Annotated in this window: 11 protein-coding genes; 4 read left to right on the forward strand and 7 right to left on the reverse strand. The window is 74.3% G+C overall.

Going from position 1 to position 16,305, the window contains the following annotated elements:
• Window positions 1-186: 186 nt before the first annotated feature.
• The 7 genes from IEZ06_RS14320 to IEZ06_RS14350 all read right to left on the reverse strand — a co-directional run bounded on the left by IEZ06_RS14320 (window position 187) and on the right by IEZ06_RS14350 (window position 10,523).
• Complete coding sequence (locus tag IEZ06_RS14320) at window positions 187-1,992, reverse strand: prenyltransferase/squalene oxidase repeat-containing protein (RefSeq protein WP_189237166.1); 1,806 nt, start codon at window positions 1,990-1,992, stop codon at window positions 187-189.
• 8 nt (window positions 1,993-2,000) lie between these two features.
• Window positions 2,001-2,888 carry a terpene synthase family protein gene (locus IEZ06_RS14325; protein WP_229798123.1) on the reverse strand — a complete coding sequence of 296 codons (888 nt, stop codon included), beginning with the start codon at window positions 2,886-2,888 and terminating at the stop codon, window positions 2,001-2,003.
• Window positions 2,885-4,255, reverse strand: coding sequence for a cytochrome P450 (locus tag IEZ06_RS14330; protein WP_189237167.1), 1,371 nt, complete (start codon window positions 4,253-4,255; stop codon window positions 2,885-2,887). Before IEZ06_RS14330 ends, IEZ06_RS14325 begins: the two co-directional genes overlap by 4 nt.
• Window positions 4,256-4,589: 334 nt before the next feature.
• Window positions 4,590-5,594, reverse strand: a complete 1,005-nt coding sequence (gene meaB, locus IEZ06_RS14335) for a methylmalonyl Co-A mutase-associated GTPase MeaB (protein WP_189237168.1) — start codon at window positions 5,592-5,594, stop codon at window positions 4,590-4,592.
• The gene (gene scpA, locus IEZ06_RS14340; RefSeq protein ID WP_189237169.1) at window positions 5,584-7,767 is read right to left on the reverse strand and encodes a methylmalonyl-CoA mutase; all 2,184 of its coding nucleotides are present in this window, start codon (window positions 7,765-7,767) and stop codon (window positions 5,584-5,586) included. The genes meaB and scpA overlap by 11 nt, the downstream gene beginning before the upstream one ends.
• Window positions 7,764-9,830, reverse strand: coding sequence for a methylmalonyl-CoA mutase family protein (locus IEZ06_RS14345; RefSeq protein WP_189237170.1), 2,067 nt, complete (start codon window positions 9,828-9,830; stop codon window positions 7,764-7,766). Before IEZ06_RS14345 ends, scpA begins: the two co-directional genes overlap by 4 nt.
• A gap of 39 nt (window positions 9,831-9,869) precedes the next feature.
• Entirely contained in the window at window positions 9,870-10,523 is a 654-nt protein-coding gene (locus tag IEZ06_RS14350; protein ID WP_189237171.1) for a TetR family transcriptional regulator, read from the reverse strand.
• A gap of 162 nt (window positions 10,524-10,685) precedes the next feature.
• On the opposite strand from IEZ06_RS14350, the gene IEZ06_RS14355 reads away from it, so the two are divergent.
• From IEZ06_RS14355 to IEZ06_RS14370, 4 genes are read left to right on the forward strand one after another with little or no spacing between them, the layout of a single operon-like run.
• A complete protein-coding gene (locus tag IEZ06_RS14355; RefSeq protein ID WP_189237172.1) occupies window positions 10,686-12,326 on the forward strand; it encodes an ABC transporter substrate-binding protein in 1,641 nt (546 codons plus the stop codon).
• On the forward strand, window positions 12,323-13,261 hold the full coding sequence (locus IEZ06_RS14360) for an ABC transporter permease (RefSeq protein WP_189237173.1): 939 nt from the start codon (window positions 12,323-12,325) through the stop codon (window positions 13,259-13,261). The genes IEZ06_RS14355 and IEZ06_RS14360 overlap by 4 nt, the downstream gene beginning before the upstream one ends.
• On the forward strand, window positions 13,254-15,311 hold the full coding sequence (locus tag IEZ06_RS14365; protein ID WP_189237174.1) for a dipeptide/oligopeptide/nickel ABC transporter permease/ATP-binding protein: 2,058 nt from the start codon (window positions 13,254-13,256) through the stop codon (window positions 15,309-15,311). Before IEZ06_RS14360 ends, IEZ06_RS14365 begins: the two co-directional genes overlap by 8 nt.
• Window positions 15,301-16,281, forward strand: coding sequence for an ABC transporter ATP-binding protein (locus IEZ06_RS14370; protein WP_189237175.1), 981 nt, complete (start codon window positions 15,301-15,303; stop codon window positions 16,279-16,281). The genes IEZ06_RS14365 and IEZ06_RS14370 overlap by 11 nt, the downstream gene beginning before the upstream one ends.
• Window positions 16,282-16,305: the final 24 nt, after the last annotated feature.

Consider the following 16,305-nt stretch of genomic DNA (forward strand, 5'->3'; position numbering starts at 1 on the left):
AATTTCACGGCGATAGACGCGTGAATCCACAGAGGCCACAAGACCGAAGTGGCGGGGCACAGCCCATCGCACCCGCCGAACCCTAGCAACGCCGGTAATTACACTCAAGGCAGCCCCGGCCACATGTAACCGTCTGTCCCTTTTAGAGCCCTAACTGCCGCCAGTAAATATAAACCATAACAGCTGTCATGACCGCCTTGCAGAGGTCCGTCCCGAAGCCAGGAACCCGTCGGCGAGGTGCAGCGCCCCCAGGACGGCCGCCCGGACGATCGCGGCGGGGAAGTACAGGTCCTTGTCGTGCCAGAGCCGCGGCCCCTCCCCCCCTTCTGCGGCGTCCGCCAGGAAGCGGCGGCCGCGCGCCACCGCCTCCGCCGTCTCCGCGGGCGCGCCCCCGCGCTCCGGGAGGGTCAGCAGGAGGGTCTGCAGTGCGTAGGCGGTCTCCTCGGCCGTGCCCTCCCACCGCCCCCAGGACCCGTCCGCGCGCTGGCCGGCCAGCACCCAGCGCACGGCCCGGTCCACCGCCCGCGCCGACCCCGCGCCGCCGAACTCGTGCAACGCGAGCGCGCAGCAGGCCGTGGCGTAGTACGGCGAGGCGTGCCAGCGGTCCAGCCAGCTCCCCTCCTCGCTCTGGCAGCCGCGCAGCCGTGCCGACACCTTCCGCGCCGCGGCCGCGTAACGTGCCGCCGGATGGCCCGCCGGAGCCGGGGGCGCCGACGCGGGGAAAGGGGTCTCGGAGGACACGGAGGACACGGAGGACACGGAGGACACGGAGGACGCGGCGCCTCCGGCGACGGGGGTGCGGGCGGTCGCGCGCAGGTAGGCGCCGAAGGCGTCGAGCACGTGCGCGTTCGTGGTCGGGGAGAAGCCCTCCTCCCCCTGCCAGGTGCAGAAGTGGGCTTCCAGTTCGTACGGCCAGAGCCCGTCCGGCTCGCGCGGCTCGCCGAGCAGCGCCAGCGCGTACAGCGCGACGGAGGTGGTGTCCGCGTCCTGCGGGAGGCCCGGCCCGGCGGCGACGCCCTCCGGGCCCAGCCCTTCCCGCAGACTCGCCGCCAGCTCCGCCGGGACGTCCACCGGCACGCCGGCCCGGCGCAGCCAGCTCAGCGTCCAGCCCCGCTCGAACACGGTGACGGGGATCGCGCACGGCACCGGCCCGCCGGAGCCGTGCACGACCGCCTCCAGGTAGCGCCGCACCCCGGCCGCGGCGCGGAGCCGCCCCGGGTCGTCAGAGGCCCGCACCGCGCCCAGCCACGCCGCACCGGCCGCGGGCGAGGCCCCGACGGACGCCACACCCGGGCTCACCGGTGTCGGGACGATCTCCGCGGCGGCCGCCGCGGGACCCGCGACCTCCAGCGCGTGGACCAGCTTGCGCGGGACCCGCCCGCCCGCCTCCAGCCAGGCCCGGACCGCGGAGAGCCTGGAGCCGTCCATGCCCGCCGGAAGACCCGGGCCCCCGCCGGCCGGGTCCGCCCGGTCCGGGGCCCCGTTCTGCGAATGCGCGCCAGGGCACCCGTCTTCCAGACGCCCGTCGGCCAGGTGCCCGTCGATCAGGGAGACCAGGGACGGAACGATCAGCTCGATCGCCGGCATGTCGGGCAGCGGCGGTCCATCCGGGCCCGACCAGCGCCGGGCCGCCTCCAGCCCCCGGCGGACGGCCCCGGCCAGCACGACCGGGTCCGCGCAGGGGGACGGGCGCCGCAGCTCCGCCAGGAGCGCCTCGGCCGCGCTCAGCGTCGGGACGAGCGCGTACCCGCCCTCGGGGCGGCCCCAGCCGCCGTCCGCCCGCTGGGCGCCGAGCAGGAAGCCGACCCGCTCGGCGTGACCGGTCAGCCAGGGGGCGAGGCTCACCACGCGCCCTGTCTCGTAGACCGACGGGGACACCTGCCCCCACGGCCGGGCCAGGAGACCGGCGACCAGCTCGCGGGCTCCGGCGGCCGGATCGGGTGCGTCGCCGCTCCCGCCCGCTTCCGGACGGAGGACCGTACCGACGTTCACGCTGACGCTCAAAGGGTCCCCCAGTAGTCACCGACCCGGTAGAACCCGGCGCAGAAGTCCATCTGCCGCTCCAGGTAGCCCGCCAGCTCCGGCTGGGCGTCCCGCAGCGGCTCGACCAGCTCCCGGCTCCGCGCCGCGAGCTCGGCCACCCGCCGCTCCACCTCGGCGCGGGTGACGTCGAGCAGCAGGGCGTTCAGGTCGCCCCACGCGACGTCCCGCTCGTAGGTCCCCAGGTCGTTGAGGAGGCGGATGACCCGCTGCACGGCGTGGCTCGCCTCCCGCACCCGGTCGACGTCCGCGACCGCGTCCCGGTCCGAGACGTGGATCCAGTGGGCGGCGAACACGAAGGAGAAACCGAGGTTGCCGGCGTTGCCCAGGTACTCCTCGAACGTCGGGACGGTCTTGTCCGCCTTCCAGCGCCACTCGGCGAGCATCCCGTCCAGCATCCGCTCCAGCTCGTCCCGCCAGACCGGTCCGAGCTCGGGGAAGGCGGAGGAGGAGGCGAGCTCGTCCCGGATGTCGGCGAGCATGCGGGCCAGGTCGTCGCCGTCGGCCGGCGGGGCTCCAGCGGCCACCTCCAGGCACCGCCGGGCGATCTCCTCGACCTCCTGCGGCGAGGTGGCGACGTAGTCGACGAGCCAGTCCAGCCCGAACGCCCACAGGGAGGCCTTGTTCGCCATGCGCAGCTGCCCGGCGGTGAACCACGGCCCGCTGAAGGCCATGGCGAGCGAGAGCGTGCTGTACAGGGCGGCGTCGAACGGCCTGGCGGAGAACAGGCCTGGATAGACCTGCGCCCATTCGTTCATCTCCCGCTGGGACCGTCCCGCGACGGCGCAGACCGTCCCGCTCTCCGCGGCCGCCACCCGGTCCGCGAGGCCGGGGCGGGCCGCCGTCACGACGCTCTCCGGACGGGGACGACCTCGGTCAGGTCCAGCTCGATCTTCTGCTCGGGACGGAGGGAGGCGCTCCTGGCCGGAGTGAACGGCCCCGGACTCCGCACCGCGGTGCGGAACCGGCTCAGGACGGCGGCCACCAGGAGAGGCGCCTCGACATAGAACAGGTGCTGCCCCAGGCACTGGTGCGGGCCGCCGCCGAAGGGGAAGTAGGCGTACCGGTGTCTGCGCTCCTGCTTCCCGGGCAGGAACCGATCAGGATCGAACTCCAGCGGCCGCTCCCAGAACCCGTCCAGCCGGTGGGTGGCGTAGGGCGTGATCAGCAGCTGTGAACCCGCTCTGATCCGCACTCCGCCGATCACCCCGTCCTCCATGGCCATCCTCGGGAAGATCCAGCCCGCCGGGTACAGCCGCATGAGTTCCTGCAGGACCATCCGCGTGTAGCCCAGGCCGGGAACGTGCGCCGGCGCGACGGGTCCCGCGCCGACCACGTCCTCGATCTCCCGGCGCAGCTTCGCCGCCACCTCCGGGTGGGCGTCCAGCAGCGGCCACAGCCAGGTGAGGGTCATCGCCGTGGTCTCCGACGCCGCGCCGTACACGCTGACCAGGTCGTCGCGGATCTGCCGGTCGTCGACCTCCTTACCGCGGTCCCGGCACAGAGCGGAGATGACGTCCGTCCCGTCACCGGGGTCGGCCCGCGCCTCGCGGATCAACGGGAACACCACGTCATCGACCGTCCTGACGGCCTCCATGAAGGCGCGGTCGCCGGGTACGCGCACCGAGTAGGGGACGAACGGCATGAGCAACCGGAGGCCGATCGAACCCGCCGCGGTGTCGTAGGCCGGCGCGAGGCGCTCCCCGTCCTCGCGGCTGATCTTGTCTCCGAAGAGCACCCGGACGACGGCCTGGTTCACGATGTCCTTCATCTCCCGGGCGGCGTCGATCGGTCGGCCGCCACGGGCGTACCCGGCCAGCTCCCCGACCCGCTCGTTGATCGTCGCGGCCATCTCGCCGGCGATCTCGGCGACGTACCGGGAGGTGAAGAGGGGCTGCAGCGCCTTCCTGCTGGACTTCCAGGGCTCGCCCTCACCGAGGATGCTGCTGCCCAGCATGCGCCCCAGGGGTTTCCAGAACACGCCCTGACGCTGGTAGTTCGTCCACTCCGTGCGGAGCACCTGCTGGACGTGGTCCGGATGGGTGACCAGGTACGGCCGGAACGGGCCCAGGTGCAGCCGGACGACCTCTCCCCCGGCCTCCCGCGCGAACTCGGCGAGAGCGCTCACCGGGTCGCGCACCAGCCTCGGCAGCGCCCGGCGCACCGGAACGGACCTCACCCGCCGGGAAGGCCCGGTGTCCACGTCGATCGGCACTGCCTGTCTCCCACCTGCGCGATGCGGGTCCGCGGTGTCCAGCGGTACGGCGACAGCAGATGCGGAGACGGCGGTCGGTGCCCGGCGCTCTCTGCACGGACACGGATCGGACCCGGCCCGCGCCTGTCTCGCCGTTCACCTTCTTTCAGGCGCTACACATTCAAAGCGGATCGCATCACGACATTCGTAATTCTCGGGACGAAGTATCACATGATCGACTACCATTGATCAAGCTCGCCTCTGCCCCGAAATCTCCCCAAACCGGAAGAACCGCAACTTTAACCGCGAGTTACCCGAAACGCCTTAATTGACGGCCCGCCCCGGCCTCCGCACGTCACGCAGGGTGAGGATCTCCGCACGGTCGGGGCCGGGGGCCGTCCTCCGCGAAGGCCCCGAGGATGCGGTCGGCGGCCAGCGCCGGGGTGAGGGAGCCGTCCAGGACCCCGCGCTCCACCTCTCCCGCGACCGCCGCCACGCCCGGGTGGTCGTGCAGCCTCCGCAGGAGGCGGTCGGTGACCAGGGCCCAGGTCCAGCCGACCTGCTGGCGCCGCCGCCGGTCGGCGAGCTCGCCCGACGCCTCCAGGGCGTCCCGGTGGGCGGCCAGCTGCCGCCAGAGCTCCGCGAGGCCGGTCCCGGTCAGCCCGCTGCAGGTCAGCACGGGGACCGTGCGCTCGGTGCGGAGCAGCCGCAGCGCCCCGGCCAGCTCCCTGGCGGCCCTGCGGGCGTCCTGCTCGTGCGGGCCGTCGGCCTTGTTGACCGCGATCACGTCGGCCAGCTCCAGCACGCCCTTCTTGATGCCCTGGAGCTGGTCCCCGGTCCTGGCGAGCGCCAGCAGCAGGAAGGTGTCCACCATGTCGGCGACGGCGGTCTCCGACTGCCCGACCCCCACGGTCTCCACGAGCACGACGTCGTAGCCGGCCGCCTCGACGACGACCATGGCCTCGCGGGTCGCCTTGGCCACCCCGCCCAGGGTCCCGGAGGTGGGCGAGGGGCGGATGAAGGCGTTCTCGTCGGCGGCCAGCCGGGCCATCCGCGTCTTGTCGCCGAGCACGCTCCCGCCGGTCCGGGTGGACGACGGGTCGACGGCGAGCACCGCCACCCGGTGGCCCAGCCCGGTCAGGTGGGTGCCGAGCGCGTCGATGAAGGTGGACTTGCCGACGCCGGGCACCCCGGAGACGCCGATCCTGCGGGCCCTGCCGGCCAGCGGGGTCAGCTCGACCAGCAGCCGCTGCGCCAGCTCCCGGTGGTCGGCCCGGGTGGACTCCACGAGGGTGACGGCCCGGCCGATCCAGCGGCGCGAACCGGACCGCACCCCGTGGAGGTAGTCGTCAAGACGCATGGCCGAGCCGGGCCGACAGGTCCTCCAGCAGGGTCAGCGCCGCGTCGGCGATGACGGTGCCCGGCGGGAAGATCGCCGAGGCGCCGGCGGCCCGCAGCTCCTCGAAGTCGCCGGGCGGGATGACGCCCCCCACGACGATCATGACGTCCTCGGCGTCCAGGTCGGCCAGGGCCCGGCGCAGGGCGGGCACCAGCGTCAGGTGCCCGGCCGCCAGCGAGGAGACGCCGACCACGTGCACGTCGGCCTCGACCGCCTGGCGGGCCACCTCCTCGGGCGTCTGGAACAGCGGGCCGACGTCCACGTCGAAACCGAGGTCGGCGAAGGCGGTGGCGATCACCTTCTGCCCGCGGTCGTGGCCGTCCTGGCCCATCTTGGCGACCAGGATGCGCGGCCGCCGTCCCTCGGCCTTCTCGAACCGCGCGCACGCGGCGCGCACCGCCTCCACCCCCGAGCCCACCTCCTCGCGGTACACCCCGGAGATCGTGCGGATCTGCCCGGCGTGGCGGCCGAAGACCTTCTCCAGCGCATCCGAGATCTCCCCGACCGTCGCCTTGGCCCGCGCCGCCGCCACCGCCAGCTCCAGCAGGTTGGCGTCCCCCGCCGCGCCCGCCGTGAGCGCCGCCAGCGCGTCCTCGACCGCCCGCGGGTCGCGCTCGGCGCGCAGCCTGCGCAGCTTCTCCAGCTGGCTGGCCCGCACGGCGGTGTTGTCGACCTTGAGCACCTCGATGGGCTCGTCGGCGTCCGGGCGGTACTTGTTGACGCCGATGACCGGCTGCCGCCCGGAGTCGATGCGCGCCTGGGTGCGGGCCGCGGCCTCCTCGATGCGGAGCTTGGGCAGCCCGGCGTCGATCGCCCTGGCCATGCCCCCGGCCGCCTCGACCTCCTGGATGTGCGCCCACGCCCGCTCGGCCAGCTCGCAGGTGAGCCGCTCGACGTAGTAGGAGCCGCCCCACGGGTCGATCACCCGGCAGGTGCCCGACTCCTGCTGCAGCAGCAGCTGGGTGTTGCGGGCGATCCGCGCGGAGAAGTCGCTCGGCAGGGCCAGCGCCTCGTCCAGCGCGTTGGTGTGCAGCGACTGGGTGTGGCCCTGGGTGGCGGCCATCGCCTCCACGCAGGTGCGCACGACGTTGTTGAACACGTCCTGGGCGGTCAGCGACCAGCCCGAGGTCTGCGAGTGGGTGCGCAGGGACAGCGACTTGGGGTTCTTCGCGCCGAAGCCGGCCACCAGCCGCGCCCAGAGCAGCCGGGCGGCCCGCAGCTTGGCGACCTCCATGAAGAAGTTCATCCCGATGCACCAGAAGAACGACAGCCGCGGCGCGAACCGGTCGACGTCCAGCCCGGCCGCCACCCCGGCGCGCAGGTACTCGACGCCGTCGGCGAGGGTGTAGGCCAGCTCCAGGTCGCAGGTGGCCCCGGCCTCCTGGATGTGGTAGCCGGAGATCGAGATCGAGTTGAACTTCGGCATCCGCTCGCTGGTGTAGGCGAAGATGTCGGAGATGATCCGCATCGACGGCGCCGGCGGGTAGATGTAGGTGTTGCGGACCATGAACTCCTTGAGGATGTCGTTCTGGATGGTCCCGGCCAGCTGCCCGGGCTCCACCCCCTGCTCCTCGGCGGCCACGATGTACAGCGCCAGGATCGGCAGCACCGCGCCGTTCATGGTCATCGACACGCTCATCCGGTCCAGCGGGATCCCGTCGAACAGCTGCCGCATGTCGTAGATCGAGTCGATCGCCACGCCCGCCATGCCGACGTCGCCGGCCACCCGCGGGTGGTCGGAGTCGTATCCCCGGTGGGTGGCCAGGTCGAAGGCGACCGACAGGCCCTTCTGCCCGGCGGCCAGGTTGCGCCGGTAGAACGCGTTGGACTCCTCGGCGGTGGAGAACCCGGCGTACTGCCGGACGGTCCACGGCTGGTTGACGTACATCGTCGGGTACGGCCCGCGCAGGTACGGCGCGATCCCCGGGTAGGTGTGCGGGAAGTCCAGGCCGGCGGTGTCGGCGGCGGTGTAGAGCGGTTTGACCGTGATGCCCTCCGGGGTCTCCCACACCAGGTCGGCGGGCTCCTGCCCGGTCGCCCGGCGTACGGCCTCCGCCCAGGCGGCCGGGTCCGGCCCGGCCTGCGCCGCGGCCCCGCCCGCCAGCTCGATCTGCGAGAAGTCGGGAATCGTCATCGGGCCTCTCCCTTCTCGTCGAGAGCCGTCACGGGACCGCCGCCGGCGGCCGGGTCCGTCCCCGGGCCGCCGGGGCCGGCCGGGCCGTCCGGAGCGGTCCGGCCCACCCCCAGGTCGCCGAAGGTCTCGCGGAGCACGGCGAGGGCGTCGCACCCGGCGTACACGTTGCCGTCCACGTTCGGGTGGTCCCCCCTGCCCGCCAGCCAGATCCGCTTCGCCCCGGCCCCGGCCAGCGCGGCGGCGACCGCCTCGGCGTGCTCGCCGTACAGCTTGTCGCCGGAGCACAGGCAGGCGACCCGCGCGCCGCTCGCGGTGAACGCGGCGGCGATCTCACCGGGGTCGGTCAGCGGTCCGCAGGCGACGGTGGCCAGGCCGCCCGCCTGGAACAGGTTGGCGGCGAACGAGGCACGCGCGGTGTGCGCGGCGACCGGGCCGATCGTGGCCAGGAAGACGGCCGGGCGGGTCTCCTGGGCGTCGGCCAGGTCGCGCAGCGCCTCGAACTCCCGGGCGTGGTGCACGACCGGCAGGCCCTCCGCACCGGCGGCCCCGGCCGGCGCGGCCGTCCCGGGCGCGGCGGCTCCGGCCGTCCCGGGCGCGGCGGGCCGGGGCGTTCCGGGTGCGGCGGGCCGGGGCGTCCGCTCCGGGAGCCGCTCGTCCAGGTTCGGGAACTCGCTGACGCCGGTGATCGGGTCCCGGCGGCGGGCGATGTTCGCCGCGCGCCGCTCCCGGGTCGCGGCCAGCCGGCCGGCGACCAGGCCCGATTCCAACGCCCGGGCCATGCCGCCGGCGCGCTCGATCTCCTGGAACCACGCCCAGGCCCGCTCCGCCAGGTCGGCGGTGAGCCGCTCGGCGTAGAAGGAGCCGCCGGCCGGGTCGGTCACCCGGGCCACGTGCGCCTCCTCGACCAGCAGCGCGTGGGTGTTGCGCGCGATGCGGCGGGAGAAGGCGTCGGGCAGGCCCAGCCGGGCGTCGAACGGCTGCACGGTCACCGCGTCGGCGCCGCCGATCCCGGCGGCGAAGCAGGCCAGGGTGGTGCGGAGCATGTTCACCCACGGATCGCGGGCGGTCATCATCGCCGAGGAGGTGACCGCGTGCTGCAGCTGCGCGGCCAGGGCGCGCCCCGGGTCCGCCGGATCGGGCTCGGGGCCCGCCCCGCACGCCTCGGCCACCCGTGCCCACAGGCGCCGGGCGGCGCGGAACTTGGCGACGGTGAGGAACTGGTCGGCGGTGGCCGCGTAGCGGAACTCCAGCTGCCCGAACGCCTGCTCCAGGCCCAGCCCGCCGCCGGTCAGCGCCCGCAGGTAGGCCACCCCGGTCGCCAGCGAGCAGCCCAGCTCCTCGGCGTCGCCGCCGCCCGCGTCGTGGTACGGCGTCGCGTCCACCACCAGCGCCCGCAGTCCGGGGAGGTCCGCGGCGCACCGGCGGGCCAGCGCGACGGCCTCCTCCATCGCCGTGTCCGTCACGGCGTCCGTCCGGGCGCCCGTCGCGGTGCCCGTCCCCGTGTGCGCCGTGCTCCCCGTACGGGCGCGCAGGCCCAGCGGGTCGGCGCCGAGGTTCCCGGTGAGCCCGGCGGCCCCGGAACCCGCCGGCTCCGCCCGCCGGGCCGCGATCGCCAGCAGCGCCTCGGCCGCCTCGCCGGTCCGCTCGCCCGCCTCCAGGACGACCGAGATCAGCTCCAGGTGGACCCGCTCCAGCACCCGCGGCAGGTCCTCGGGGGCCAGGGCCAGCCAGAGGGAGGTGACGCCGTTCTCCAGGTCGGCCAGGACCGCCTCGGGGTCGGCGGCCTCGTGCCGCTGCCGGACGTCCCAGCCGCCGCGCACCGGGCGGGCGCCCCGCAGGTAGGGGGCGGCCCCCGGCAGGCCGGGGTCGCCGGGCAGGTCGGCGGCGTCGTACAGGGGCGCGACGGTCACGCCGTCGTAGGTCGTCGAGGCCAGCGCCTCCTCCGGGGAGGACGCCTGCACCCCCGACTTGCGCAGGACCCCGAGCGCCAGCTCCCGCCACTCGTCGCGGGTGGGCGGCGGGAGGTCCGCGGCCGGCCGGAGCTCCTCAGGTGGGACGGTCATGCAGGGGATAGTATGCGTTCGCCCGCCCGGGCACCGCCCCTAGACCCCATTGAACGGCCGGTGCGGCGGCCGCAGCAGCCGCAGGTAGCCCCGGGAGAAGGTCACCAGGACGTCGACGGCCTCCTCCAGGTCGGGGTAGCGCCCCTCCAGATGGCCGAGGGCCATCGCGTTGGTCAGCGCGCCGACCCCGTCGGCGATCATCTCCAGGCGGCGCCGGTCGCCCTCGTCGGCGACCGGGAAGCCCATGGCCGTCAGGTCCGCGACGAAGTGGGCGCGGTAGGCGGCCGCGGTCGCCAGGGCGTACTCCCGCAACGGGGACGCCGGGTCGTGCCGGGCGCGCAGGCCGATGCGGAACAGCTCGGGGTGACGGCAGATGGCCTCCAGCGGGAGCCGGAAGGCGTCGCGGAGCCGTTCCCTGTCGTCGGGGGCCTCCCGCGACCGCATCCGCGCCTCGCGCATCGCCTCCCGCAGCCGCTCGCCCGCCTGCTCGCCGAGCGCCCGCAGCAGGTCCTGCCGGTCCTTGAAGTGCACGTAGAAGCTCGACTGGGCGATGCCCGCCGCCCGGGCGACCTTGACGGTGGTCAGCCCCGCCTCGCCCTCGGCGTCGAGGATGGCGAAGCCCGCGCGGATCAGGCGGCGCCGGGTGAGGTCCTTGGCCTCACTGCGGCTCAGCGGTGCGTCGGCCACTGCCACCCCGTCTCCTGCTCCGTGATGCCCTCCCCGATCCGCCGACAACTCTACCTGCGGCTTCTCCGGAGCCGGCGGCGCGAACGGACGGCGCGAAGGCCTTGTGCGATTTTCCACCGATAGTACTATCGGTGAAATTGCTCTCGGGGGCTACCGGGAGGAGAACGTGTGAAACGTCTGAGGATCGCGGCGGTCTCGCTGGCGTCGCTCGTCCCACTGGGGCTGGTCGCGTGCAGCGGGGAGCGCCCCACCGCGGAGACGGGGCCGCCGGGAGCCTCACGGGCCCCCGGAGCCTCCCCGGTGCCGGGCGGGCGGCTGGTCTACGGACTCAGCGCCGACGCCGGAGGGTTCGACCCCACGGCCGACTCCTTCGCCTCGCAGACCTACAGCATGGCCACGACGATCATCGAACCGCTCGTGAGCATGGACGCGAAAGGCGAGTGGAAGCCCTACCTGGCCGAGTCCGTGACCCCCAGCGCGGACGCCGACGAGTGGACCGTCAAGGTGCGCCCGGGGATCGCCTTCTCCAACGGCGAGCCGCTCGACGCCGAGGTGGTCAGGGCCAACCTGGAGGCGCAGAAGGCCTCCCGGCTCACCAGCGCGGTCTTCGCCCCGGTGGAGTCCGTCGAGACCGTCGACCCGATGACGGTGAAGATCAGGCTCCGGGGGCCCTGGGTCGCCTTCCCCAACTACCTCGCCTCGCAGATCGGCATGATGGTCCCCAGGGCGTCGCTCGCCGACCCGGAGGGCGCCTCCAGGAAGCCGGTGGGGACGGGCCCGTTCCTGTTCAAGGAGTACCAGCCGGGCAGCCGCATGGTGGTGACCAGGAACCCGGGCTACTGGCGCAAGGGCCTGCCGTACCTCGACGAGATCGAGTTCCGGATCCTGCCCGACAGCCAGACCCGGGCCCAGACCCTGGAGGCGGGCGGGATCGACGCCATGGGCACCACCCGCGACGACGACATCACCAGGTTCGGCGCGCTGAAGGACGCCTACACGGTCCACCGGGCCGCCGGCATGGCCGTCCCCGAATACTCCTTCGTGCTGAACACCGCCGTCGCCCCCCTCGACGACCTGCGGGTCCGCCGGGCCCTCGGGCACGCCCTCGACCGCAAGGCCTTCTCCACCACCCTGCGCGCCGGCCTGACCGAGCCGGCCGACGGCCCCTGGTCGAAGGAGTCGGAGTGGTACGCCCCGGGCGGCGACTACCCCGCCTACGACCCGGCCAGGGCGGCCGCGCTGATCAAGGAGGTCGAGGCGGAGAAGGGGCCCGTCTCCTTCACCCTGCACACCACGCCCGACCCCAACAGCCTGCAGGGCGTCGAGCTCGCCCAGGACATGTGGCGCAGGGCCGGCGTGGACGTCGCCGTCAAGCAGGCCGACCAGGCCGACATGGTCGCCAGCGCCGTCACCGGCGCCTTCAACGCCATGCTCACGGTGGGCTTCAGCGCGCAGGACCCCGACGGGGAGTACATCTACCTGCACCAGAACTACGCCCGCCCGGTCGGCGACATCTCCATCAACGTCTCCCGGATCAGGGACGCCGAGCTCAGCACCGCCTTCGACACCGGCCGGGCCAACCCGCAGCCGGACGTGCGCAGGCGGGCCTACGCCACCGTGCAGAAACGGCTGCGCGAGCTGGTGCCGTACATCTTCGTCGACCACCTCAGCACCGGGGCGGTCATCGCCAGGAGCAGGGTCCGCGGCATCGGCGAGCACACCCTGCCCGACGGCTCGCCCGGACTGCCGCTGACCGGCCAGCCGACGCCCTACCACCCGTTCGGCTCCGTCTGGCTCAGCCGGTCATGACCGCGGCGTTCCGGGCGGTCCGCCTCCTGGTGGTGCTGCTCGTCGTCACCTTCCTGTCGTACGCCCTGCTCAGCCTGCTCCCCGGCGACCCGGTCGGGCAGATCCTGGGCGGGGCTGCGACCCCGGAGGCGCACGAGCGGCTCCGCCGGGAGCTCGGCCTCGACGACCCGCTGCTCGTCCGGTACGGCTCCTGGCTCGGCGGTCTGCTCACCGGCGACTTCGGCACCTCCTACATCACCGGCGTCCCCGTCCTGGAGTCGCTGGCCGACCGGCTCCCGGTCACCCTGGAGCTGCTGGCCGCCGCGCAGCTGGTCGCGCTCGGCGTCGCCGTGCCGGCGGCGGTCGCCGCCGCCCGGCGGCCGGGCGGGCCGCTGGACCACGCGCTGACGGCGATCTGCTTCGGGCTGCTGTCCACCCCGGTGTTCGTGCTCGGCGTACTGCTGATCTTCGTGTTCGCGATCCGGCTGAGACTGCTCCCGGCGACCGGCTGGACGCCGATCTCGCTGGACCTCGGCTGGAACCTGACCTCGGTGCTGCTGCCCGCGGTCACCATCGCCCTGCCGGAGACGGCCGTCTACTCCCGGCTGCTGCGCACCGACCTGATCGCCACCCTCCAGGAGGACCACATCACGCTGGCCCGCGCCCGCGGCCTGTCCCCGCGCCGCATCCTGTGGCGGCACGCGCTGCGCCCCTCGGCCGTCTCCCTGGTCACCGCCATCGGGCTCAACCTGGGGGCGATGATCGGCGGAGCGGTGATCGTCGAGACGCTCTTCGGCCTGCCCGGCGTCGGCCGGTTCGTCGTGGACTCCATCTTCGCCCGTGACTATCTGGCAGTGCAGGGAGGCGTGGTGCTGATCTCGGTCGGCTACGTGCTCGTCAACTTCGCGGTGGACCTCGCCTACACCGCCGTCGACCCCAGGATCCGGCGTGCGTAGGCCGCCGGGACGCCCGGGGCCCCTGCGGCGCCCGGGCCCGGCGTTCTGGCTCGCGGCGGGCTGGCTGGCGCTGGTCGTCGCCGTCGCGGCGGCGGCGGACCTGCTCCCGCTGCCCCGCTACGACGAGACCCTCGCCGGTCCGCCCCGGTCCGGCCCGAGCGCGGAGCACCCGTTCGGCACCGACGCGCTCGGCCGCGACCTGCTGAGCCGGGTCGCCCACGGCGCCCGCGTCTCCCTCGGCGTGGGCGTCGGCGCGGTGCTGCTCGGCCTGGCGGTCGGCGCCCCCCTCGGCGTCCTGGCCGGGTACCGCAGGCGCAGGACCGATGCCGTCATCATGGGCGCCAACGACGTCGCGCTCGCCTTCCCCGCGATGGTGTTCGCGCTGGCCGTGGTGGCGTTCACGGGGGCGAGCCTGGTCAACGTGCTCGCCGTGCTCGGCGTGCTCGGCGTCCCGGCGTGGGTCCGGCTCGTCCGGGGCACGACCATGGTCTTCGCCGAGCGGGAGTTCGTCACCGCGGCCCGTGCCCTGGGAGCCCGCGACCGGAGCGTCCTGTGGCGCGAGATCGCGCCCAACGTGGCGCTGCCCGCCGCCTCCTACGCCTTCGTCGGCATGGCCGTCACCATCGTCGCCGAGGGCGGGCTGGCCTTCCTCGGCCTGTCCGTCCAGGCGCCCACCCCCACCTGGGGCGGTCTGATCAACGAGGGCCGCCCCGTCATGGAGACCGCACCGCACGCGGTGCTCCTCCCCTCGTGCGTCATGTTCCTGACCGTGCTCTCCGCCAACCTGGTCGGCGACCGGCTGCGGGCGCTCACCGACGTCCGGCAGAGCGGCCTGGCCCCGGTACGGCCCCGCCGGGACCTCACGGACCCCGGGAACCGGGCGGACCCCGAGGTCCTCGGGGGCGCCGCCGCCCCGCAGGGGACCGAGCCGCACCGGGTGGAGCCCGGCGTGCTGCTCCAGGTCGCCGGCCTGCGCACGCACCTGCCGACCCCGCGCGGCACCGTCCGGGCCGTCGACGGCGTCTCCCTCACCCTGCGGCGCGGCCGGACCCTGGCCGTCGTCGGCGAGTCCGGCTCCGGCAAGTCCATGCTGATCCGCTCCATCCTGGGCCTGGTGCCCGGCACCGGGGCGTCGCGCGGCGGCAGGGTCTATCTGGACGGGAACGACATCACCGGCCTGGGCGACGAGGAGATGCGCCGGGTCCTCGGCACCCGGTTCGGCTCGGTCTTCCAGGACCCGATGACGGCGCTCAACCCGGTCCGCCGGATCGGCGTGCAGGTCTCCGAACCGCTCCGCGTCCACCTCGGCACGGGCGCCAAGGCCGCCTGGGCGCGCGGCACGGAACTGCTCGCCTCGGTCGGCATCCCCGAGCCCGCGCGGGTGATGCGCCGCTACCCGCACCAGCTCTCCGGCGGGATGCGGCAGCGGGTGACGATCGCGATGGCGCTGGCCTGCGGGCCGGACGTGCTCTTCGCCGACGAGCCGACCACCGCGCTCGACGTCACCGTCCAGGACCAGGTGCTCCGGCTGATCCGGCGGCTGCGCGAGGAGAACGACATGGCCGTGGTGCTGGTCAGCCACGACCTGTCCGTGGTGGCGGAGCACGCCGACGAGGTCGCCGTCATGTACGCGGGCAGGGTCGTCGAACGGGGGCCCGCCGCCGCGCTGTTCGAGCGGGCCCGCATGCCGTACACGGAGGCGCTGCTGGCGGCGGTGCCGAAGCTGACCGACCCCGCCCACCACCCGCTCCGGGTGATCGCGGGACACCCGCCGGACCTGGCCGACCCGCCGCCGGGCTGCTCGTTCCAGCCGCGCTGCCCCCACGCTCGGCCGCGGTGCGCGGCCGAGGAGCCGCCGCTGTTCCATGCCGGGACGCCCGGTCATCTCTACGCCTGCTGGTACCCCCGGGGCATCGGGGCGCAGGCTTCCGGCGGCACCGCCGACGACAGCGGCCCCGGTGACCCCGATGGCGTCCAGGACGCCGAAGGCATCGGCGGCCCCGGTGGCCGCAGCGACTTCAGCGAAGGAGCCGACAGCCGTGGCAGGTAGCGGAACCGCCCACCTCCGTCCCGCAGGCGAGGTGGTGCTCCGGGTGGAGGACCTGTTCGTGGAGTTCCCCGCCGGGGGCGGGCGGAGCGTGCACGCCGTCTCCGGGGTGAGCTTCGACGTGGCCCGCGGCGAGACCCTCGGCATCGTGGGCGAGTCCGGCTGCGGCAAGTCCACGACCGCGCGGGCGCTCATGCAGCTGCCCCCGCCGCGCCGCGGCTCGGTACGGCTGGACGGGGTGGAGCTCACCGCCCTGCGCGGTGAGGCGCTGCGCGCGACCCGCAGACGGCTCCAGATGATCTTCCAGGATCCGGTCTCCTCGCTGAACCCCCGCCGCAGGGTCCGCGACATCGTCGCCGAGGGCCCCCGGATCTGGGGCTCGGGCGCCGACCGGGTCGACGAGATGCTCGCGGCGGTCGGGCTCGACCCGGCCACCGCCGCCGTCCGCCGGCCGCACGAGTTCTCCGGCGGGCAGTGCCAGCGCGTCTCCATCGCACGGGCGCTGGTGCTCGACCCCGAGGTGGTGATCTGCGACGAGCCGGTCTCCGCGCTGGACGTCTCGGTGCAGGCGCAGATCCTGACCCTGCTGGAGCGGCTCAAGGAGCGCTACCGGCTGACGCTGGTGTTCATCGCCCACGACCTGGCCGTCGTCAGGAACGTCAGCGACCGCATCCTGGTGATGTACCTCGGCAAGACCTGCGAGCTGGCCTCCGGCGACGCCCTGGTGGAGCGCCCCGCCCACCCCTACACCCGGGCGCTGCTGGCCTCCATCCCGCGCGGCGGGCTCGGCCTGCCCCCGGCGGAGCGGCTGATCAGCGGTGAGCCGCCGTCGCCGGTGACGCCGCCCAGCGGGTGCCGCTTCCGCACCCGCTGCCCCAAGGCCGCGCCGGAGTGCGCGGCCGCCGAACCGGTCATGCGCCGGATCGGCGAGGACCACTGGGTGGCGTGCCACCGCCCGGAGGGGGTGGGCTGACGGGATCCGCGCCGCGGCCGGCGG

Origin of the sequence: Planomonospora antibiotica (assembly GCF_014647955.1) — a bacterium.
Classification (GTDB): domain Bacteria; phylum Actinomycetota; class Actinomycetes; order Streptosporangiales; family Streptosporangiaceae; genus Planomonospora; species Planomonospora parontospora.